Here is a 21456-nt window from a genome sequence, read left to right on the forward strand (position 1 = left end):
GGTGTTGGCGTACTGCAAGCTACAGCCCGATCACAGGGAGCGCTGGGAGGCGCGGGACGCGCCCGGCTGAGGCGCAGTACCGGCCTATTCAAGCCACCGGCAGCCGTGACGCCACTTGGACACCTGTTAGTTAACTTCTTGTCAGCAGACCCACCCCAATTCCGTAAACCTCCAGGCCGTTGTGGCAAACATCATGTCATGGCTGCGTCAACGATAGAGGTGCGCCAAGATGGCCGGATTATGCGAGTCGCGGCGCGTTACCCTTGGTTGAATCAACGGACCTACCAGTGTTCCGCTCCCGCATGGCGAGGACTGGTTGACGAGGGCTCCCCGTCGTGATCACGTAGAGAAACGAAGAGGGCGCCCTGTCCGGTCTCGCTCAATAACCGACACAGTTTATTTGTTATTTGCTCGAACCTCTTTGAATTCCGTAGCAGCGGTCTGTAGGTTCGTCGTTGTTCGTCGGTGAGATCCGGATCGGATCTCATAGTGGACTCACTCAGATGGGGGAGGGACATGACTCGCGGGGGAGGCATGACTCAGAGTTCGGCAGAGGCAGTGCTGGAGCCTCATATACCTGTCCAGCGTGGTCCAGGGGGACCACACCTGATCGAAGAGGGCGTGTCGGAAGCGGTACGCAGGGTGGCGGGCCTCTCCCGGGGCCGGCGGATCCTCGTGGTCGACAGCGACGTCGACGGCGCGGAGTCCCTGGTGTGCAGGCTGCGCAGGCACGGCCATGAAGCCATCGGCGTGAAGAGCGGGAGCACCGCCCTGCAGGCGTACGAGGACGTCGACCTCGTCCTGCTGGACCTGGAGCTCCCGGACCTCGACGGCCTGGAGGTCTGCCGGGCCATCCGCTCGGTCAGCGGCATCCCGGTCATCATCGTGACGGCCCGCGGCTCCGAGCTCGACTGCGTCCTCGGCCTCCAGGCCGGCGCGGACGACTATGTGGTCAAGCCCTACGGCTTCCGGGAATTAATGGCACGGATCGAAGCCGTCATGCGTCGAGCGAGGTTCCAGCCGCCCGTTGCCAGAGAGATCTTGCACGGGCGGTTGCGCATTGACGTGAGCTCCCGCGAGGTGAGCCTGGACGGCCGTGAGGTGGGTCTGACCCGCAAGGAATTCGATCTGCTCTGCCTGCTCGCCTCGCATCCGGACACGGTCATTCCGCGCAAGCGCCTGCTTCAGCAGGTATGGGGTGATTCATGGTCGCGTCGCACTGTCGACACCCATGTCAGCAGTCTACGCGGGAAGCTCGGCGACAGCGGTTGGATCATTACCGTGCGCGGGGTCGGTTTCAAGCTGGGCAACGGGTAATTTCCGCCTTTCGCTCCGCCCGCACCTCAGGAAAAACAAGTTGAACAACCGTCATATATCCGGGGAATTGTTTCCGGGCGGTGTCCGTGAAAGGCCACCGCGGGTGAGACGGGTTTACGGCCGGGGCCTCCGGGGCGATGTGATTGCCCCGGAGGCCCCGTTTCTTTACCAGTGATCCGCCGGAATATCCAGGGTGTGCAACACCGCCCTCGCACACCTGAGTACACCCGGCACACACGAAAGGCCCCCGCGGTCCGGCTCGGCCGGTGCGGGGGCCTTTCGTCTGTACTGCCGCCTGTTTCCTACGGGTTGAGGACCCAGGCGGAGTTGTGCTGCGTGAACCCGATGTGCGGGTAGTACTCCACGGCCGCCGGCGCCGACAGCAGGATCACCTTCGCCCGCGGGGCTTCCTGCCGGGTGGCGTCGATCAGCGCCCGGCCGATGCCCGAGCGCTGGTAGTCGCCGCTCACCGCGATGTCCGAGAGGTAGGTGGCGTAGCTGAAGTCGGAGATGCTGCGCGCGATGCCGATGAGCCTGCCCTCCGCGCGCGCCACGACCACGAGATTGGCGTTGCGCACCATGGCGGCGAACCGCTCCACGTCCTCGATCGGACGGCGCTCACCGAGCCCGGAGGAGCGGTAGACCTCAAGGACCTCCTCCAGGTCCAGGTCCGCACCCTCCACACGCTCAATCTTCCAGGTCACGAAGTTGCTCCAATCGATCGAGAATCACGCCGTGGTTGACGAGGAAACGCTCAGGACGCAGCTGGCCGATGTCCATGCCCTCCTGGCGCAGCGTGTCCCCGAAGTGCTCGCCGGTGGCGATCGTACGGTTCGCGGCGGCCTGGACGGCGCGGTAGGCCTTCTCCCGCTCGACCCCGTCGGCCAGCAGGTCGGCGAGGACGGCGGAGCTGTACACCAGCCCGTCGGTGCGGTCGATGCCCGCCCGCATCCGGTCCGGGAAGACCTTGAGGTCATGGACGAGCCGGGTCGCCATGGTGGCCTGGAAGTGGCCGACCGCCAGCGCGTCGGGGAGGATCACCCGTTCCACCGACTGGTGCGCCAGATCGCGCTCGTGCCACAGCGCCACGTTCTCCAGGGCGGTGGCCGCGTATCCGCGCAGCAGCCGGGCCAGACCGTTCAGCCGCTCGCTGGTGGTCGGGTTCCGCTTGTGCGGCATGGCGCTGGAGCCCTGGTACGCGGAGGTGCGCTGCTCCTCCACCTCCCGGACCTCGGTGCGCTGGAGCAGCCTCAGCTCCAGCGCGATCTGCTCGATGCTCGCACCCAGCAGGGCGACGGCCTGGAGCAGTTGGGCGTGCCGGTCGCGGGCGACGACCTGGCTCGGCGCCGGCTCGACCCCCAGCCCGAGCTCCTCGCAGACGTACGCCTCCACCGACGGGTCGATCAGCGCGTACGTGCCGACCGAGCCGGAGATGGTGCCCACCGCCACGGCCTTGCGGGCCGCCTTGAGGCGGGTGAGCGAGCGGTCCACGGAGAACGCGAACTGCGCCAGCTTGTGGCCGAATGAGGTCGGCTCGGCGTGCACCCCGTGGGTGCGGCCGACGATGACCGTCTCCCAGTGCTCCAGGGCCCGTTCGACCAGGACCTTGCGCAGCTCCACGCCGGCCGCGAGGACCAGGTCGGTGGCGCGGGCGAGGTTGTATCCGAGGGAGGTGTCGACGAGGTCGTAGCTCGTCATGCCGAGGTGGACCCAGCGGGCCGACTCGTCGGGGATGCCCTCGCAGTAGGCGGCGAGGAACGAGAGCACTTCGTGGTCCCGCTCCCGCTCGATCTCCTGCACCCGCTCGGGCGTCGGGACCGCGGCCCGGCGCATGTCCTCGACGGCGTCCTCGGGCACCCGGCCCAGGCGGACCTGGGCCTCGGAGGCGAGGATCTCCACCCGGACCCAGGTCGCGTAACGCGCCCGGTCCGAGAAGATGTCCGCCATCGCGGGCAGGGTATAGCGGGGAATCATGTGGGCCAGCACCCCCAGGGTGAGCTTGTCGACAGGTGGTTGGCAGGGGCCATCAGTAGGCCTCGAAGTATTCGCGCTGTTCCCACTCGGTGACCTGGCCCTCGGCGGGCCGCTCCTGGGCGCGCCAGGCCTCGAAGCGGGAGACCTCGCTCGCCTTGAGCTTGGCCAGGGTGGCGGCGAGCGGCTTGCCCAGCAGCTCGGCGCCCTGACCGGCCCGGAAGGCCTCCAGGGCCTCGTCGAGGGACTGCGGCAGCGTCTCGTGCGCGCCCTCGGCGCCGGCCGGGCGCGGGGCCGTGCCCGGGGTGGCGGTGAGCCCGTCGAAGCCCGCGGAGAGCTGGGCCGCGAGGGCGAGATAGGGGTTGGCGGTGGGCTCGCCGGTCCGGTTCTCCACGTGGGTCGCGGAGCCGCCGCCGACCACGCGGAGCATCACGCTGCGGTCCTCGTAGCTCCAGCCGATCCGGGTCGGCGAGAGCGAGAACTCCGAGCTGAGACGGCGGTAGCCGTTGACGGTGGGCACCGAGAGCAGACACAGGTCGCGGGCGCGGGCCAGCAGGCCGTCGATGTACGCGCGTCCCCGGTCCGAGATGCCGCCGCCCTCGGCCGCGAAGATGTTGCGGCCGGTCGCGTCCATCACCGACTGGTGCAGGTGCCAGCCGCTCGGGTCGAAGCTGTCGACGCGCGGCAGCGACATGAAGGTGGCGTGGTAGCCCTGGCGCGCCGCGGTCTGCTTGACCACGGTGCGGAACAGCAGCATCGCGTCGGCGGTGTCCATCGCGTGCATCGGGTTGAAGGTCGTCTCGATCTGGCCCGGACCCGACTCGTGCTCGATCGACCGCAGCGGCAGGCCGAGTTCCAGGAGCTTGAGGGCGAGCGGGCTGGTGAAGTGGGCGACCGAGTCGTAGTGGGAGTCCAGGTTGAACTGGTAGCCCGAGTTCACCGCCTCGACCTGGGGCGCCGCGCCCTGGAGGCCGAAGCCGTTGCCCGCGTTCCCGGGAGGGCCGGGCAGCCGCTTGGTGAGGTACCACTCGACCTCCAGGCCCAGCACCGGGGTGAGGTCGCGGGCCGCGTAGCGGGCGAGAACCTGACGCAGCACATTGCGCGCGGAGAGCGGGTGCGGGGAGCCGTCGCGCAGGTACTCGTCGCCGAGCACCCAGGCGGTGCGCGGCCCCTCGTGCGGCAGGATCTGGAAGGTCAGCGGGTCCGGCACCAGCACGAAGCTGCCCGCGCCGGCGATCTCGTCGACGCCCACGCCCGGGTCGGAGAGGTAGTCGAGCGCCGCCGCGTGACCGGTGTCGAAGATGAAGGGCCCCGAGCTGAAGTCCATGCCGTTGCGCAGGACCGAGCGGAACGCGTCGACCGTCAGCGTCTTGGAGCGGGCCAGACCGTGCGGGTCGCCGAAGGCCAGGCGGACGAGGTCGACCTCGTGCAGGGAGGCCTCGATCTGCTCGGCGGCGGCGGCCTGTTCGTCGGTCCAGAGGCCGAACTCGGTGACGAACGCGGGGCGTCCGACGCCGCCCGACTCGGAGAAGGGGCGGGACCACGACCGGGAGAACATGGGTTACAGGATCCTTTCGGTTACTCGGTCCGGTGCGGCCGGCAGGGGACCGAGGTCCGCCTCGAGACGGCGTGCCGCTGACAGGACCAGATCGTCCGCCCCGAACGGGCCCACGAGTTGGAGCCCCACCGGGAGTCCGGCGCGGGTGAGCCCGGCCGGGAGGGAAACGGCCGGCTGGCCAGTCATATTGAAGGGATACGTGGCGGGTGTCCACGCCAGCCAGAGCAGGTCCTGTGGACGGCTCGCCCACTGGGGGCCGATCGCGTACGGATCGAAGGGCTCGATGGGCACGGTGGCCATGGCGAGCAGGTCGTACCGGCCGAAGATCTCGTGCAGGGTGGTGCGCAGCGCCAGGCGCACTTCCTCGGCCCGCATCACGGTCGCGCCGCTGAGCGTGCGCCCGTGCCGGACGATCGCGAGGCGGCCCGGGTCGCACCACTCCTCGTCGGCGGGTGAGGTGGCGGCGGCGTCGCTGGCCGCGAGGATGTCGACGAGCGCCGGATACGGGTCGCGGAAGGGCACCTCGATCCGCTCGACGCGGTGGCCCTGGGCCTGAAGCGCGGGCAGGGCCTGCTCGCTGACCCGGCGGACCTCCGCGGAGGTGCCCGGGAACTCGATCCAGCCGATCCTGAGCGACCGGCGCTGGCCCGGCAGGTCGACCGTGCCGATCAGCGAGTCCGGGTCGCCCGGATGCCCGCCGGTGATCACCGAGGCGAGCTCGACCACGTCCGGCACGGTCCGCGCGATCGGCCCCTGGTGGGAGAGCCGGTCGGCGCAGGCGGGCACATAGGGCACCTTGGCGAACGAGGGCTTGTAGCCGACGACCCCGCAGAACGCGGCGGGAATCCGGATGGAGCCCGCGCCGTCGGTGCCCAGCGCCCCCGAGCCCAGGCCCGCGGCCACCGCGGCGGCGGCCCCGCCGCTGGAGCCGCCGGCGGTCAGCTCGGGGTCCCAGGGGTTGCGGGTGGGCGGCGCCACCCGGCTCACCGTGGAGGCGCTCCAGCCGTACTCCGACGTCGTGGTCTTGCCCACGACGATCGCCCCGGCGGCCCGCAGCCGCGCCACCGAGGGCGCGTCGGCCCGGGGCCGCCGGTTCGCCAGGAGGGAGCCGCGGGCGGTGGGCAGGTCCCCGGTCTGGATGAGGTCCTTCACCGAGACGGTGATCCCGAGCAGCGGCTGCCGCTCGAAGGCCGCCCGGCCGAGCTCCCGGATCCGGGCGTCGGCCAGCTCGGCCTCCCGTACGGCCTCGTCGCCCGCGACCGAGACGAACGCCCCGAGCTCGATGTCGGTCTTCTGGATCGCGGTGAGGACCGACTGGACGTGCTCGGCCGCGGTGAGCTCGCCCCGGGCGAGCAGCTCGCGTATGTCACCGATGGAGGTCAACGGATCTCCCTGTAGGGGCGGGTGGGACGCCGGTCACGACACCGGGTGCGGCTGCCTGGCGTTCGCCGCGGCGGCCTGGACCGACGAGAGGTGCCACGCGGAGTCGAAGGCGGTGACCTCGATGTCCTCGCCCGCGGCGACCAGCGCGGCGGCGGCGCTCATGGCGCTGGCGATGAAGGCGGAGGTCCGGTGGGCGGCGAGCAGATCGCTCTCGTCGAACGGCCGGCCCTCGCAGCGCAGCAGGCGCAGGTCCATGAAGCCGTTGAACTTCCGGCCCAGCACCTCGACCGCCTGCGGGCTGCGGATGCTGAAGCGCACCTTCGCCGCGACATGGCCGTGGTGGTGCTGGTCGGAGTAGAAGGCGACGTCCGGGATGGTCGGCGGGATGAAGTGGTCGCGCTCCACCACGGCCGGCACCTTGGGCAGGTTGCCCGCGATGAAGTGCCAGGAGTTGTACTGCATCCGCGACGACATCGCCCAGGCGGTGTCGGCTAGCTGGGGCACCGAGTCCTCGAAGTAGCGCTTGGCCGCGGGGGCCGGCACCACACAGCAGAAGAAGTCGGTGATGTCCCACTTGGTGATCTCGGCGTAGCTCTGCTCGCGCAGGGCGCGCATCAGCTCGGGCAGGGAGCGCATGCCGCGGCTCATCGCGAAGTCGGCCTCGAAGACATCGGTGGCACCGGCCACCGTCTCGTACACCAGGGCTTCGAGCCCGGTGCCGAAGTCGCCGTGCGGCCGGGCCAGCCAGTCGGGGGAGGCGGTCAGGCTCGCGCTCAGCTCCTCGAAGGTGGCGCCGGTGACCGGGAGCCGCTCGCGCAGCCGCTCGGCGAGCTCCGCCTCGCGCTGCCGCGACGCCTCGCCGTACGGACCCGCCAGGCGCTCGATCTTGTGCATCAGCGCGCCGTGGATCTCGCGGTAGAGCTGGGCGTTGGGCAGGACGTGCCCGACGCGCCGCTCGCGCAGCGCCATGGCCAGCTTGTTGAGCGCCTCGACCCGGTGCGTGGGGGCGGCCGGGACCGGCTCGCCGCCGGGCACCGCGTTGTAGTTGCGCCGGGTGCGCTCCAGCAGATACGCGAGGTGGTCCAGGGAGAGCTGGGTGCCGTTGGCCTCCTCGATACGGCCGGCGCCCGCCGACCGTACGAGCAGGGTGAGGCAGACGACCAGCATCGCGTCGTGGTCGGACCAGCGCTCCATCTCGACGCCGAGCAGACTGCTGAACGTCTCGCTGGGGTGGCCCGCCCACAGGGTCTTGCCGATGAGGTTGTTGCCCTCGCGGAAGTTGGTGTAGAGCTTCCCCTCCTGGTGGAGGACGAAGGGGGCGGTGCGCAGCGCCGACTCCCGTACGGTCTCCAGGAGTTCGTCGCGGGCCGGGGTGCCGAGCGCGGCCAGCCACTGGCGGCAGTCGACGACCTGGTCGGCGTAGCGGGCGGCGGCGCGGTTGACCTCGCTCTCGTAGTCGAGCAGGTCCTGCGCCGACCACGGCACGCTCATCACGCCGTCGACCAGGTTCTCCTCGTCGGCCAGCGAGCCCTGGGAGGGGACGCGCACGACGATGCGGCCGGTCGTGGTCAGGCCCAGCTCGCCCAGGAACGCGGTGCGCTCCTTGGAGTCGCGGACCGGGGCGGGCAGGTCCTGCTCGCGCCAGGAGATGCCGCAGAGCACCTTGAGCGCGGCCTCGTCCGCGGTGCGCAGCGCGCGCAGCTGGACGTCGGCGGGGACATGGCCGTCCAGCGTGAGCAGGGTGTTCACCGAGGTCCGCAGGTCACCGGCCTCGACGGCCTTCTCCCAGGCGTTCTTCAGGAGGGTGGGGAAGCCGGCCTCCTCGTCCTTGACGCGGTCCGGCTTCGGCGTGGCACCGGCCACCGCGCCCAGGCGGCTGGGCCGGCGGCTCTGGCGCTTCTTGGCGTTGATGGCCCGGCGCGACGTGCCGTTGCGTTCGGCGAAACTTGTCATGACACACCCTCAGCGGTAAGCCCGATGTGATTCCACATCTCGTCGGACGTCGGGGTCCAGTCCTCGTCCACATAGATGCAGTCGACGGGGCACTCCAGGACGCACTTGGGGCAGCCCGAGCAGAGTTCGGGGATGATGACGACATCGAGCCCGTTGTCGAAGATGGCGTTGAACTCGGGCGGGCAGGCACGCAGGCAGGTGTCGCAGGTGATGCACTCGGCCCGCTCGATGCGGCGCGGCGGCTTCTTCCAGGTCTCGCTGCGCTTGCGCTCGGCGATCACCTTGTTGCGCCCGGATACCGAGCCTTCCACCTCGTCGAGTGAGTCGTCGGAAGTATTCGTGGGCATGTGGCCCCCCTCTTGTCCTGTTTCGCTCGTGACCACGTAAGAGAGCATCAATAGCGCGCCGCACCTCGGCGACGTCGGCCAGAATTACACGGAGGCCCGCTCCATGGGAACGGCGGGCGAGCGGTGTGCAGGCGCGGATCAAAACGTGTGGTGGATTCCTGCTGGAGGGAATCTTGAATCGCGCGGACTCTTGATAATCCCCGGTGGTGCAGAGGGATGCAATATGCTCGACTCGGCACGCCGAAGAAGCGGGTGGAACGGCCCGAAGACCCCCGGACAAACCCCGCTGACCTGCGAGGATCGGAGGGCCGGAGGCGGGGCTACGGTCCGTGGACGGAAGCCGCGGTGCGCGCGTCGTACGAAGGTATACGCGAAGCGCGCCCGTGCAACCGCGGAACTTTCGCAGTCGAACACCCTGCGCGCACACCCTCGGCCCGCAACCCGGTGGGTCATCGCTTACTGGTGTCACCGCACCGTTTTGGGGGCACGGTGTCCGCTCTCCATTCACGTGCGTATTTCCGCCTCGGCGGCCCGGCGGCGAGGAAAGAGAAATCCTTGATCGATACGCCGCATAAAGTGATCGACGCCACCCGGTAAGAGGCGCTCCGGTATCGGGTCGGAAAACAGGGGAGGATTTCCCCGAGACGTCAATTGTTCAACGAGGGGCCGTGCGGGCCGCGCGCCCCGCGCGAGCGGCTGCGGGCGCACGCGGACGGCGCGCCACCGGGTCCTTCACCCGGTGACGCGCCGTGGTCGTGTCTGACGCCGTCTCAAAGGCCGCTGGGGTACGCCGGGTCGGCGCCGCCTCACCCGTCCAGGATCGTCAGATCCGTCCGGCTGAGCCGGTCGGGGGCGGCCCGCATGTCGATCCCGGTGATCCGCTCGTCCACGATCGTGAAGCCGAAGACCACCCGGGGCAGGCCGCGCGGCGCCCACACCGCGCCCACGGCCCCGTCCACCAGCGCCAGCCGGGCGTAACGGGCCCGGCCCGAGAACGTCCTGGCCACCGAGGCCGCGCCCCGCACCTCCGCCCCCGGCGCGCCCGCCGCCACCGCCTCCGCGTCGGCGTGCAGCACCACGTCCGGGTCGAGCATCGCGATCAGCGTGTCGAAGTCACCGCCGCGCGAGGCGGCGAGGAAGGAGTCCACGATCCGCCGCAGCCGGTCCGAGCCGTCCTCGGGCAGCGGGTCGACGCTCTGCACCCGCACCCGCGCCCGGCCCGCGAGTTCGCGGGCGGCCTCGGCCCCGCGGGCGCCGACGATGGGCGCGATCTCCTCGTAGGGCAGACCGAACAGGTCGTGCAGGACGAACGCCATCCGCTCGGCCGGGTCCAGCGTCTCCAGGACCACCAGCAGCGCCAGGCCCACCGAGTCCGCCAGCAACTCCTGGTGGGCCGGACCCATCCGGGCCACCTCCGCCACCAGCGCGTCCGGCACCGGGGCCGTCAGATCGTCCGGCGCCCGGCGCGCGGCCGGCACCCGCGGCAGCAGCACGTTCGGACAGAGCGTCCTGCGCGAGCGCAGCCGGTCGAGGGAGACGTTGGCGACCACCGTCATCAGCCAGGCGGGCAGACCCCGGACCCCCTCGTCCGTGGCGTCGTCGCCGCTGTCGATGATCTGTAACCACGCTTCCTCGACGGCTTCGTCGGCCTCGTTCAGCGAGCCCAGCATCCGGTACGCCACGGCTCGCAGATGCGGGCGGCTCTCCTCGAAACGCCGCGCCAGCCATTCGCCGTCGTCCATCGGTCACATTCCTTCGTCGCGCTCCGTCAGTGAGTGACGAACGCGTCACGGTCACACCCTCTGGCCACGTTCCGTCATAGCAGTGACGAACAAAACCCAGCTCATGTGACAGGAAGAGGTACCCCGATCGAGTCGAGGCGATCGGGTCGTACAGGGGAGGCCCCTCGAACAGACCGAGTTCGACCGAGCCCTGAGCGCCCCACGGCCGCGCGGGACTCCCGACCCTTAGCGAGCAGTCATGACGACGCATCCTCCATCATCGAGGCAGTCCATCGAGGAGCCGCCGCCCCCGTCCACGTCTTCGTTCGCCCACAAGTACGCGAGGGCCGTCGCCGGCCGCCGCTCCAAGTGGGCCGTCCTCGTGCTGTGGGTGCTGCTCATCGTCGTGGGCGGGTCCCTCGCGGCCAAGCTCGGTGACGTCCAGAACAACGAGGCCCAGACCTGGTTGCCGAAGAACGCGCAGGCGACGAAGGCGGTGAAGATCGCCGAGGATTACTTCCAGGACAAGGGCCGTCTCGGCGCGGTCGTCGTCTACGCGCGCGAAGACGGCCTGACCGGCGCCGACTTGGCCAAGGTCAACGCCGACCGCGCCCGGTTCGTCACGGACCGGATCGCCGCGGCTGAGATCCCGCCGGTCACGGTCGCCTCCGACAACAAGGCCGCGTTCCTCAGCGTCCCCATCAAGTCGGACAAGGCCGACAACAGCGTCCTCGGCGACGGGGTGAAGGATCTGCGCAAGGCGGCGCAGAAGGACGCGCCGGACGGCCTCGACGTGCGGATCACGGGCCCGGCCGGCAGCATCGCCGACTTCATCGATGTCTACTCCGGTATGGACGGCGCCCTGATGGGTGCCACGCTCGGACTCGTCGCGATCTTCCTGCTGTTCACCTACCGCAGCCCCATCCTCTGGCTGATCCCGCTGCTCTCGGTGGGCCTGGCCAGCCAGGTCGCCAGCGCCGTGGTCTACCTCCTCGCCAAGCACGCGGGGCTCACGGTCAACGGTCAGAGCGCCTATGTGCTCATCGTCCTGGTCCTGGGCGTCGGTACCGACTACGCGCTGCTGCTGATCGCCCGGTATCGCGAGGAGCTGCACCGCCACGAGGACCGGCACGAGGCGATGGTGTACGCGCTGCGCCGCTGCCTGCCCGCGATCACCGCCTCCGCGGCGACCGTGGGCATCGCCACCCTCTGCCTGGTGTTCGGCTCCATGAACTCCACCCGGGGCCTCGGCCCGGTCGTCGCCCTCGGCGTGGTCATCGTCTACTTCGCGATGACCACGCTGCTGCCCGCGTTCCTGGTGATCCTGGGCCGCTGGGTGTTCTGGCCGTTCACCCCGCGCTACTCGGCGCAGTACGTGGACGCGAGCGTCGAGAAGGAGCACGGCTTCTGGGGGCGGATCTCCGGCTTCGTCGGCCGCAGGCCGCGCCCGATCTGGATCGGTACGGTCCTGGTCCTCGGCGCGCTGGCGTTCGGCGCGATGTCGCTGTCCACCGGCCAGACCCAGGCCGAGCAGTTCACCAAGAAGGTCGACTCGGTGGCCGGCCAGGAGCTGCTGTCCGAGCACTTCCCGGCCGGCTCCTCGGCCCCCGCCGACGTGTACGTCAAGGACGCGGGCGCGGCCACCGCGCTCTCCACGGTCCAGGGCGTGCCCGGTGTCACCAAGGCGACCACCGTGGCGTCCAGGAACGGCTGGACGCACATCGAGTCCGTCCTGAAGGACGCGCCGGACACCCACGCCGCCCGCAACACCGTCGACCGTATGCGCACCGCCCTCGACCGGACCTCCGGCGAGGCGCAGGACGCGGTGGTCGGCGGGCAGACGGCGATCGCGCTGGACACCTCCGACGCCCAGGGCAAGGAGGAGAAGGTACTGATCCCGCTCATCCTCGCGGTGGTCCTGATCATGCTGATCGTCCTGCTGCGGGCCCTGGTGGCACCGCTGATGCTGCTGCTGTCGGTGGTGCTCTCGTACACCGCGGCCGTGGGCGCGGCGGCGCTGCTGTTCCACGCCGTGGGGTATCCGCGGATCGACCGGGGGCTGCTGCTGTTCGGCTTCCTGTTCCTGGTCGCCCTCGGTGTCGACTACACCATCTTCCTGATGACCCGGGCCCGTGAGGAGGTCGGCAAGCGCGGCCACCGCGAGGGCGTCCTCACCAGCCTCACCGTCACCGGTGGTGTGATCACCTCGGCGGGCCTCGTCCTCGCCGCCACCTTCAGCGTCCTGGCGGCCATCCCGACGGTGGCCTCGCTCCAGCAGGGCCTGCTCGTGGCGGTCGGCATCCTGCTGGACACGTTCATCGTCCGCAGCCTGCTGATCCCGGCGCTCGCGCTGGAGCTCGGGCCGAAGTTCTGGCGCCCGGGCCACCCCGAGCGCGACGAGGCGGACCTCCCGGTCGGGCCGCGCGCCGAATCGGCGCGGCTGGGCTGACCTCCGTACGGACGAGAGCGCACCGGCTCGTCCCCACGGTCCTCGATGGCGGGCGCACCAACTCCCACCCGGGAGGCGGTGCGCCCGTCGTGTGTCCGGGTTCCGTCCGGGGCCGGTCCGGAACCGGGACGTCACACTTTCGCGGGCCGGATCGTCAGTGTGGCGACACTTCAACGAAGGAGGAGCCATGACGTCGCCCATCCTGGTGACCGGCGGCACGGGCACGCTGGGACGACTGGTCGTCTCGCGGCTGCGGGACGCCGGCGCCGACGTCCGGGTGCTCAGCAGGAAGACCCGCCCGGCCGAGCCCGGTGTCACCCACGTGACCGGCGATCTCGCCAAGGACCAGGGCATCGGTCCCGCCGTCGAGGGCGTGGGCACGCTCGTGCACTGTGCCAGTGACAAGAAGGGCGACGCCGAGGCCACCCGCAACCTGGTCCGCGCGGCCGAGGCGGCGGGGGTCGCGCACCTGGTCTACATCTCCATCGTCGGCGTCGAGGACGTCTCCTTCGGCTACTTCAAGTCGAAGCTGGAGTCGGAGCGGGTGGTGACCGGCTCCAAGGTGCCGTGGACGCTGCTGCGCGTCACCCAGTTCTACGACTTCATCCTCAACGGGGCCCAGAAGGCGAAGAGGCTGCCGCTGGTCCCGGTCCCCGCGGGCTTCCGGGTGCAGCCGATCGACCCCGAGGAGGTGGCGTCCCGGCTCGCCGAGCTGGCCGTGGACAAGCCCGCCGGGCGGGTGCCCGATCTGGTGGGGCCGCAGGCCACCGACGCGGTCGCGATGATCCGCGCGTATCTCAAGGCCGTCCACCGAGGCTCTCCGGTGGTCCCGGTGTGGATGCCGGGCCTGGGCAGGATCCGGGCCGGCGGGCTGCTGCCGAAGGGCCCGCGGGAGGGGTACGACACGGCCCGGGTGACCTGGGAGGAGTTCCTGGCCGCCAGGCTCGGCTGACCGGGGCCCACCGGGGGAGCAGGGGGGCAGACCACCCCGGGGCGGACAATTTCATAGGGAATGACCGAACTGGATACCGAACATCCAAGATATGAACTTGATGTGACTTGTCCCATAGGCTGGGCCTCGCAGTGCGTGACGACGGGCCCGGTGGAGGAATGTGACCCATGGACGAGACCGAACGGCTGGCGGAGCGCTTCGAGGCGCACCGCCCCCATCTGCGGGCGGTCGCCTACCGGATGCTGGGCTCGCTGAACGAGGCCGAGGACGCCGTGCAGGAGTCCTGGTTCCGGCTCAGCCGGTCGGACGTGAGCACGGTGGAGAACCTGGGCGGCTGGCTGACCACGGTCGTCGCGCGCGTCTGCCTGGACATGCTCCGCTCGCGCGAGTCGCGGCGCGAGGACCTGCTGGGCGAGCGGCCACCGCCCGTCCACCACGGCGCGCACGAGAGCGCGGACCCCGAACAGGAGGCGGTCCTGGTCGACTCGGTCGGCCCGGCGCTGCTCGTGGTGCTCGACACGCTCTCCCCGGCCGAGCGGCTCGCCTTTGTCCTGCACGACATGTTCGCCGTCCCGTTCGACGACATCGCCCCCGTGGTGGGGCGCTCCACCATCGCCACCCGGCAGCTCGCCAGCCGGGCGCGCCGCCGGGTGCAGAACGCCGAGGCCGCGCCCACCGCCGACCGGGGCCGCCAGCGGCAGATCGTCGACGCCTTCCTCGCCGCCTCGCGCGGCGGCCGGTTCGACGAACTGCTCGCCCTGCTCGACCCGGAGGTCGTCGTCCGGGTCGACGGCGCCGCCCTGGCGATGGGCGCGAGCGGCGCCCTGGGTGCCCAGGCGGTCGCCAAGACGTTCTCCGGCCGGGCCCAGGTCGCCCAGCTCGCGCTGGTGGACGGAGCCCCGGGCATGGTCTGGGCGCCGAACGGCGGTGTGAAGGTGGTGTTCGACTTCATCGTCGTGGACGGCCGGATCGCCGCGATCGACATGCTCGCGGACCCCGGACACCTGAACGAGATGGACGTCAAGATCCTGGCGGAGTAGCCGGCAGCCACCCGGACGAGGGCGCGGAACGGCCCGAGAAACCGGGAACGCTCCCTGTTTGCCCTGGGGAAACCCCTGGTTCTCATGGTGAGCACCCCCCGGAACCCCGCTCCACCCGGCACGCCCCATGCAACACCAAGAGGCGCAGCCCGGCCATCCGGCCGTGCTGCGCCTCTGTCGTTCCTTGAGCGGACTCCGAGCGCGGGCGGATCAGCCGCGCCGGACCGCCATCCGCTGCCGCGCCGCCTCGGCGAGCGCCGTGAACGGGCTGTCGTCGTCGGACTCCTCGGCGTGCCACTGCACACCGACCGCGAACGGGTGGCCGTCGACCTCGATCGCCTCCACCGTCCCGTCCTCGGACCAGGCGGTCACCGTCAGACCCTCTCCCACCCGGTCGATGACCTGGTGGTGGTGGCAGGGCACGACGTCCTTCTTCAGGAACTCGGCGAGGTGGCTGCCGGGTTCGAGCCGCACCTTCTGCTGCCCGTACTCCTTCCCCCCGGGGGAGTGGTTGTCGTGGCCGACGATCTCCGGAAGGTGCTGGTGGAGGGTGCCGCCGCGCAGGATGTTGATGAGCTGCTCACCGCGGCAGATGCCGAGGGTGGGCAGGTCGTCCGCCAACGCGGCCTCGATCAGGGCGAGTTCGGCCCGGTCCCGGGTGGTGTCGTTCCATCCGGTCTTCTCGTGCTTGTCCTGCCCGTACAGCGCGGGGTCCGCGTCGGGACCCGCGAGCAGCAGCAGACCGTCGAGGCCGCCGATGGTCTGCTCCACACCCGGCTGCGGAGCCAGCAGCACCGGTATGCAGCCGGCGTCGGCGACCTTCTGGACGAACGTCTGCGGAACGAACGTCGCGTCCATCTCGAAGATCGCGAACTTGATCTGGGTCACGACGGCCGTGATGCCGATGACGGGCCGGCGTGTGCGGTCCAGCGAGTTCAGGGTCTCGTTGACGGCGGAATGCACAGTGCACCTCACAAGGGTTCAGATCTTGAGTACGGGGCGGAACTCCGCCTCGTGGTGGGTGATCCACTCGGCGTACGTGTAGGCGGGGCGGCCGGTGACGCGTTCGACGGTGGGCAGGACCTCCGCCTCCTTGCCCAGCAACTCCGCACGCCGGTCCAGGATCTGGTCGGCCACGTACCCGGAGAGGTAGTTGACCATCGCCGCGCGGACGCGTTCGCGCGGTACCTCCTGGAAGCGGGTGGGGATGCCGAGCGCGGCACCGAGCAGGCGCACCCGGTCCTCCTGGCTGAGCGACTGGGGCCCGGTGATCGAGTGGATCGTGCCGGATTCCGCCGCGAGCAGGGACTTCACCGCGACCGCCGCGATGTCGCGCTCATGGATCGGCGCCATCGCGGAACTTCCGTACACACCGTGCACCACTCCGTCTTTGGCGATCTGGGGTATCCAGAGGAGATCGTTGGACATGAACGCGCTCGGCCGCAGGAACGTCCATGACATTCCCGACTCGACGACTGCCTTCTCGCACGCGATGTGCGGCTCTTCGGCAGCATAGGTGACCGCCTCGGAAGACAGCATGACCACATGTTGCACCCCGGCTGCGGCGATGGCGTCGACCGCTCCCTGGAGCTCGCCGAACACCGGCCACAGATAGAGGCGTTCAACTCCCCGCAGTGCCCTGCCCAGGGTCTCGGGCCGGCCCAGGTCGGCCGCCAGTACCTCCACCTCGCCCGGCAGGGCGCACTTGGCGGGATCGCGGGCGATGGCCCGTACCCGCTCCCCCGATTTCAGCAGCTCGTCGACGATGTTTCTGCCGACGTTCCCGGTCGCGCCGGTTACCAAGATCATGTCTTCTCCCGTGGTCAAGGGGGGACGTCCGATGGATGTCTTGCATTTTGCGAAGGCAACTCATACGGGCACAGATAATCCGGCCACAGGTGATTCGGCACGGGGTAATGCGGACACGCGCATTCCGGGCAGGGGGAAACGTGCGGCCGGGCGGTGGAGGGCGGCGCTGCGGTTCGCGCGCGGCGGGGTCCGTGAATAAGTGACCGACTGGTAAGTAGGTTGGTTCTGAAGAAACGTTCCCGCAGGGAAGTGTCGGCCATGAGGCGGCAGTGCCTCATGGCCGACGGTGGAGCGGGGCGTGCGGTTACCCGGTCTTGCTCTCGGAGAGGTTGATCCGCCAGGAGACCCCGAACCGGTCGTTGACCCAGGCGAACTTGGCGCTGAACCCGTAGGTGCCGACCGGCATGATCACCTCACCCTTCTCGGAGAGGCCCTCGAAGACCCGGTCGAACTCCTCGTCCGAGTCGCACTGCACGTACACCGCCATAGCGGGTGAGAACGAGTAACTGTCCCAAGGGGCGTGGTCGGAGCCCCGGGCGCCGTCCGGCGGAATGTTGATGCACATGAACTGCTGCCCGGCCAGGGTGAAGACCGCGTGCTGCAGGGTTCCCTCCACCCAGCCCGGCTCACCGGCCCGGGCGCGAATGGTGTTGATCACCTCTGAGCCGTCGAAGAGGGACGTGTAGAACGTCACCGCCTCCTCGGCATCCTGCGGGAACGCCAGAAAAACCGTGAGCTTCTGCGTGACTGCGGAGGACATCGCTCTCCTTATTAAGTCTGGTGTTCTGCGTGGAGCACCCTTCCAACATCCATTTCTCCGAGTCAAGAGGGCAACCGCGGAAAGTCGATGTCGAGCGGCCCTTTTGATCTTGATCGCGTACCGGCTATCCGGAACAAGGCACTTCGGTCTGTTGAATGCCTTATTCCTATTCCGCTTTTCTGTTCTCTTCCGAAGGACGGAAAAGGATCACCGGGAGTTCTGGGGCGCATTTCAATAATGTTTGCCTAAGTGGCGGAAGTGGCGCTCGCGGAGATCATGGAAAACAGCAGGACCCATTCCCCTTGACGCCCCTGATCGTCGAGTTGCAGACTTCTTCGGCGGCCCGAAAGGTCTTTTGTGGGAGCCGCTGAGCATGATCACATTCAACGCTCCGTTTCCGATCTCGACAGGCCGATTGAGCGGCGTCGAGGGGCGTTGCGAGTGGATTCCCGAACCGCTGAATTCGATCTCGCATATCTCATCCAGGAGGACGAAAAATGGGAACTGGCGTGATCATTGCCGGTGCCGGACCCGTCGGGCTGATGCTGGCCGGCGAACTGCGGCTGAACGGCGTCGACGTGGTCGTCTACGAGCAGAGAGCCACTCCGAGCGGGGAGTCGCGCGGTGTCGGGTTCACCCGGCGTGCCGCGGAGGTCTTCCACCAGCGCGGACTGCTGGCCCGCTTCGGTGACATCGAGATCGGCAACGAGGGTCACTTCGGCGGTGTGCGCATCGACTTCACCGCCCTGGAGGACAACCACTTCGGCATTCGCGGAGTGCCCCAGTACCGCATCGAGGAGATCCTGGAGGCGTGGGCCATCGACCTCGGCGTGGACGTGCGCCGCGGATTCGAGGTGGTCGACTACCGGGAGGGGCCGGACGACATCACGGTGGTGGTGGACGGGCCGGACGGCCGTGCCGAGCACACCGCGCGGTACCTGGTGGGCTGCGACGGCGGGCGCTCCCGTATCCGCAAGCTGGCCGGCATCGACTTCCCCGGGCGCGAGGCCACCCGCGGGATGTACGTGGCGGATGTCGTGGACCGTCCCGACATCAAGCCGCGGGTGATCGGCGAGCGGGTCGACGGCGGCATGGTGATGGCCATCCGCCTGGAGGAGGGCGTGACCCGGATCATCATCCACCCGGCGAAGCTCACCCCCCGCGACAACACCAAGCTGACGTTCACCGAGATCGCGGACTCCTGGCAGGAGCTCACCGGGCAGTCGCTGCACGGGGCCGAGACGAAGTGGGTCAGCGCGTTCACCAACGCCACCCGCCAGGCCGCGGAGTACCGGCGCGGCCGGGTGCTGCTCTCCGGCGACTCCACCCACATCCACATCCCGGCCGGTGCCCAGGGGCTGAGCGTGGGTGTCCAGGACGCGGTGAACCTCGGCTGGAAGCTGGCCGCCACCGTCAACGGCTGGGCGCCCGAGGGGCTGCTCGACACCTACCACGCCGAACGGCACCCGGTGGGCGAGAAGCTGCTGCGCAACACCCTCGCCCAGGCCTCCCTCTATCTCACCGGTGACGAGATGGAGCCGATGCGCCAGGTGATGCGCGAGCTGGTCCAGTCACCCGACGCGGCGCGGCGCCTGGCCGGGCACGTCAGCGGCCTAGGCATCCGGTACGACATGGGCGGCGCCGTGGGCCACCCGCTGCTCGGGCTGCGGATGCCCGACCGCGAGGTCAAGCTCGGGGACGGCTCCACCACCCGGGTCTCGCAGCTGCTGCACCGGGCACGCGGTGTGCTGGTCGTCGCGGACGGCAGCGCCGAGCCGGCCCGCCTCGCCGAGGGCTGGTCCGACCGGATCGACATCGTCACCGGCGCGAGCTGGTCGGACCGGGTCGACATCGTCCCGGACGGCTGGGTGCCGGCGGACACGGCCGAGGGCACGACCCCGGACGCCGTCCTCATCCGTCCCGACGGGCACGTGGCGTGGGTCGCCCCGGACGGCGGCGAGCTGCTCGACGCGCTCGCGCGCTGGTTCGGCTCGCCGCGCTGAGGCGGGCCCGCGCCCGTCCCGCCGACCCGCCGTCCCGCAGGAGGTTCTGTGATCGAATTCGTGGAGGCAGACGAGACCACTCCTTATACACAGCAACTGAAGGAGCGGACCGGCCAGGTCGTGCTGGTCAACACGTTCACCGTGCCGAAGGGCAGGACCGAGGAGTTCCTGGCGCTCTGGCGCGAGGACGCCGCATACTTCACGCGGCAGCCCGGCTTCGTCTCCACACAGATGCACCGGGGCATCGCCGGCAGCCGCATCCTGGTGAACGTCGCGGTCTGGCAGTCCGCCGCCCATCTGGCGGCGGCGCACAGCAACCTTGAGGTCCGTCCCGGCGGTGCGGGGTACCCGCGGGGCTGCACGGTCTCGCCCCATCTGTACGAGAAGGTCGCGGTCGACGGCATCTGCGGCGACTGACGCTTCCCGGGCCCGGGGCCCGTCACGCCGATGTGACGGGTTCCGGGTCTGTTCTCGGCCAGAAAACCGGCCAACTTCACGCCAAGTCGTGGGAGTTGGCCCACCGTCCCGAGGCGGGAGTGCGGGCGGCGGTCGACCCCGGGGCGGGGGAGCGTCCCGGGCGCATCACGAGTGCGAAGCCGATCAACACCCCCGAATGTGCGATCCCGGCCCCTCTTCTGACGCTCCCTGACGTCCGGTCCCCCTCGGTGGACCGATTCCCCCGACTGTTCACGTCCGACGGTACAGAAGGTTGTCCGCACTTGACGGAACCTGAACTTCCGCTCTGCTCGACCGCCGTTTGCGACCCGTACAGCGATGCGGTCCGGGCCGCTCCGGGGGCCCTCCGGGCTGCCCGGCACACGCGTTACGCGCGCGTGAACGGCCTTGTGCCACAAGGGAATCCGGGCCTCGCCAACCGGCTCCGGGGTGGTTGACAAGGCCTGCCGGGTCGCCTTTCATTTCGCACACCGGAAGTGGATTCCGGTTCCGATTCATTGCGAGGGGGCGCAAAGTGAGTCTGGCCGAGCAATCAATTGATGATCAGTTACTGAAGATCCACGCGGCGGACCTCGACGAGGTCGTGACCTCCATGGTCTGGATCGAGTCGCATCCCGCCGGTGAAGTACGCATCGACTCCCTGGTCTTCGAGGACTCGCCCCGTCTCGGCGGCGCGGACGAGGACCATGTGCGCGTGCTCGCCGAAGCCGGCGACTCGCTGCCGCCGATCACCGTCCACCGCTCGTCGATGCGCGTCATCGACGGCACCCACCGGGTTCGCGCCGCGCTCCTCAACGGCCGGACCACCATCCAGGCCCGGATGGTCGACTGCGACGAGGGCGCCGCATACGTCCTGGCGGTCAAGGCCAACGTCACCCACGGTCTGCCGCTGTCGCGCTCGGACCGCTCGGTCGCCGCCGCGCGGATCATCATGACCCACCCGCAGTGGTCGGACCGGGCCGTCGCCGCCGCCGTGGGCCTCTCCGACAAGACGATCTCCCGGATCAGGTCCCGCTCCTCGGCGGACGCTCCGCAGTCGAACGCGCGCCTGGGCCGCGACGGCCGGCTGCGCCCGCTGGACAGCGGATACCGCCGCCAGCAGGCCGCCGCGATGATCCACGAGCGGCCCGACGCGGGGCTGCGCGAGGTGGCCCGGGCGACCGGCCTCTCACCCGCCACCGTGCGGGACGTACGGCAGCGCATCGACCGGGGCGAGGACCCCGTGCCGGGCCGCTACCGCACGGCCGCGGGCCAGAGCCCGGCGCCCGGCACGCCCGTGGTGCCCCGCCAGACGCAGCGGGCGGTGAGCGCCCGCAGCGAGCGGCGGGAGATCACCGTCGACCGGCAGAAGCTGCTCGCCAAGCTGAGCGAGGACCCCTCGCTGCGGCTCAACGAGGCCGGCCGGCGCACCCTGCGCTGGCTCCACCACTACACGGTGGACGGCGAGGGCATGGAAACCCTCGGCCGCGGTCTGCCCGGCCACTGGGCACCCGAGGTCGCCGACCTCGCACGCAGCTGCGCCGCCGCCTGGCAGACCCTTGCCGAGCAGCTCCAGCAGCGGGCCGAGTGAGCCGGCCGGGCACCGGCCGTGGCAGCGCCGAAGCGCGCTGAACACCGCGCACACGTGCGGAGCGACGAGGAGGAGTGGGGGGGGGGGGGGGGAGGGCGGGGGGGGGGGGGGGGCGGATTGGTCTTCCCCTTGCTTTGTGCCCGCCCCCCCATCCTCCCCTTCTCCAT

At 69.9% G+C, this 21456-nt stretch carries 17 protein-coding genes; 7 read left to right on the forward strand and 10 right to left on the reverse strand.

Translation table 11 applies throughout. The annotated features are described in order from the left end of the window. Window positions 1-534: 534 nt before the first annotated feature. Window positions 535-1317, forward strand: coding sequence for a response regulator transcription factor (locus tag ACZ5ID_RS00505; protein ID WP_406550840.1), 783 nt, complete (start codon window positions 535-537; stop codon window positions 1315-1317). Window positions 1318-1619: 302 nt separating this feature from the next. On the opposite strand, the gene ACZ5ID_RS00510 is transcribed toward ACZ5ID_RS00505, so the two are convergent. The 7 genes from ACZ5ID_RS00510 to ACZ5ID_RS00540 form a co-directional block, all read right to left on the reverse strand. Continuing rightward, window positions 1620-2021 (reverse strand): GNAT family N-acetyltransferase, encoded by a 402-nt coding sequence (locus tag ACZ5ID_RS00510; protein WP_406550839.1) that lies wholly within the window; start codon window positions 2019-2021, stop codon window positions 1620-1622. Beyond that, window positions 2005-3291 (reverse strand): adenylosuccinate lyase, encoded by a 1287-nt coding sequence (gene purB / locus ACZ5ID_RS00515; protein WP_468892065.1) that lies wholly within the window; start codon window positions 3289-3291, stop codon window positions 2005-2007. Before purB ends, ACZ5ID_RS00510 begins: the two co-directional genes overlap by 17 nt. Before the next feature lie 52 nt (window positions 3292-3343). Continuing rightward, window positions 3344-4846: a glutamine synthetase family protein gene (locus ACZ5ID_RS00520; protein WP_468892067.1), complete on the reverse strand. Its 1503-nt coding sequence runs from the start codon at window positions 4844-4846 to the stop codon at window positions 3344-3346. Between the two features lie 3 nt (window positions 4847-4849). Continuing rightward, the gene (locus ACZ5ID_RS00525) at window positions 4850-6229 is read right to left on the reverse strand and encodes an amidase (protein ID WP_468892069.1); all 1380 of its coding nucleotides are present in this window, start codon (window positions 6227-6229) and stop codon (window positions 4850-4852) included. Between the two features lie 33 nt (window positions 6230-6262). After that, window positions 6263-8182, reverse strand: a complete 1920-nt coding sequence (locus tag ACZ5ID_RS00530) for a hypothetical protein (RefSeq protein ID WP_468892071.1) — start codon at window positions 8180-8182, stop codon at window positions 6263-6265. Next, window positions 8179-8529: a 4Fe-4S dicluster-binding protein gene (locus ACZ5ID_RS00535; protein WP_406550834.1), complete on the reverse strand. Its 351-nt coding sequence runs from the start codon at window positions 8527-8529 to the stop codon at window positions 8179-8181. Before ACZ5ID_RS00535 ends, ACZ5ID_RS00530 begins: the two co-directional genes overlap by 4 nt. A gap of 806 nt (window positions 8530-9335) precedes the next feature. Then, entirely contained in the window at window positions 9336-10271 is a 936-nt protein-coding gene (locus ACZ5ID_RS00540; RefSeq protein WP_468892073.1) for a sigma-70 family RNA polymerase sigma factor, read from the reverse strand. 238 nt (window positions 10272-10509) lie between these two features. On the opposite strand from ACZ5ID_RS00540, the gene ACZ5ID_RS00545 reads away from it, so the two are divergent. From ACZ5ID_RS00545 to ACZ5ID_RS00555, 3 genes are all read left to right on the forward strand, one after another. Next, window positions 10510-12699 (forward strand): MMPL family transporter, encoded by a 2190-nt coding sequence (locus tag ACZ5ID_RS00545; RefSeq protein ID WP_468892075.1) that lies wholly within the window; start codon window positions 10510-10512, stop codon window positions 12697-12699. 187 nt (window positions 12700-12886) lie between these two features. Further along, complete coding sequence (locus tag ACZ5ID_RS00550; protein WP_468892077.1) at window positions 12887-13651, forward strand: SDR family oxidoreductase; 765 nt, start codon at window positions 12887-12889, stop codon at window positions 13649-13651. Between the two features lie 167 nt (window positions 13652-13818). Beyond that, window positions 13819-14691: a sigma-70 family RNA polymerase sigma factor gene (locus ACZ5ID_RS00555; RefSeq protein ID WP_468892080.1), complete on the forward strand. Its 873-nt coding sequence runs from the start codon at window positions 13819-13821 to the stop codon at window positions 14689-14691. Between the two features lie 210 nt (window positions 14692-14901). Here ACZ5ID_RS00555 and ACZ5ID_RS00560 read toward each other — a convergent pair whose 3' ends face one another. The 3 genes from ACZ5ID_RS00560 to ACZ5ID_RS00570 all read right to left on the reverse strand — a co-directional run bounded on the left by ACZ5ID_RS00560 (window position 14902) and on the right by ACZ5ID_RS00570 (window position 17260). Next, on the reverse strand, window positions 14902-15654 hold the full coding sequence (locus ACZ5ID_RS00560; RefSeq protein ID WP_406550829.1) for a gamma-glutamyl-gamma-aminobutyrate hydrolase family protein: 753 nt from the start codon (window positions 15652-15654) through the stop codon (window positions 14902-14904). Window positions 15655-15672: 18 nt separating this feature from the next. Next, window positions 15673-16500: an NAD(P)H-binding protein gene (locus ACZ5ID_RS00565; protein WP_468892082.1), complete on the reverse strand. Its 828-nt coding sequence runs from the start codon at window positions 16498-16500 to the stop codon at window positions 15673-15675. 304 nt (window positions 16501-16804) lie between these two features. Then, window positions 16805-17260, reverse strand: a complete 456-nt coding sequence (locus ACZ5ID_RS00570; RefSeq protein ID WP_406550827.1) for a VOC family protein — start codon at window positions 17258-17260, stop codon at window positions 16805-16807. Window positions 17261-17757: 497 nt separating this feature from the next. Between ACZ5ID_RS00570 and ACZ5ID_RS00575 the strand changes: the two genes are divergently transcribed. The 3 genes from ACZ5ID_RS00575 to ACZ5ID_RS00585 all read left to right on the forward strand — a co-directional run bounded on the left by ACZ5ID_RS00575 (window position 17758) and on the right by ACZ5ID_RS00585 (window position 21289). Further along, window positions 17758-19263 (forward strand): FAD-dependent monooxygenase, encoded by a 1506-nt coding sequence (locus ACZ5ID_RS00575; protein WP_468892084.1) that lies wholly within the window; start codon window positions 17758-17760, stop codon window positions 19261-19263. 48 nt (window positions 19264-19311) lie between these two features. Next, on the forward strand, window positions 19312-19680 hold the full coding sequence (locus tag ACZ5ID_RS00580) for an antibiotic biosynthesis monooxygenase family protein (RefSeq protein ID WP_468892086.1): 369 nt from the start codon (window positions 19312-19314) through the stop codon (window positions 19678-19680). Window positions 19681-20233: 553 nt separating this feature from the next. Continuing rightward, complete coding sequence (locus tag ACZ5ID_RS00585) at window positions 20234-21289, forward strand: ParB/RepB/Spo0J family partition protein (protein ID WP_358832662.1); 1056 nt, start codon at window positions 20234-20236, stop codon at window positions 21287-21289. Window positions 21290-21456 lie beyond the last annotated feature (167 nt).

This window comes from Streptomyces sp. NPDC031670, from assembly GCF_055580545.1.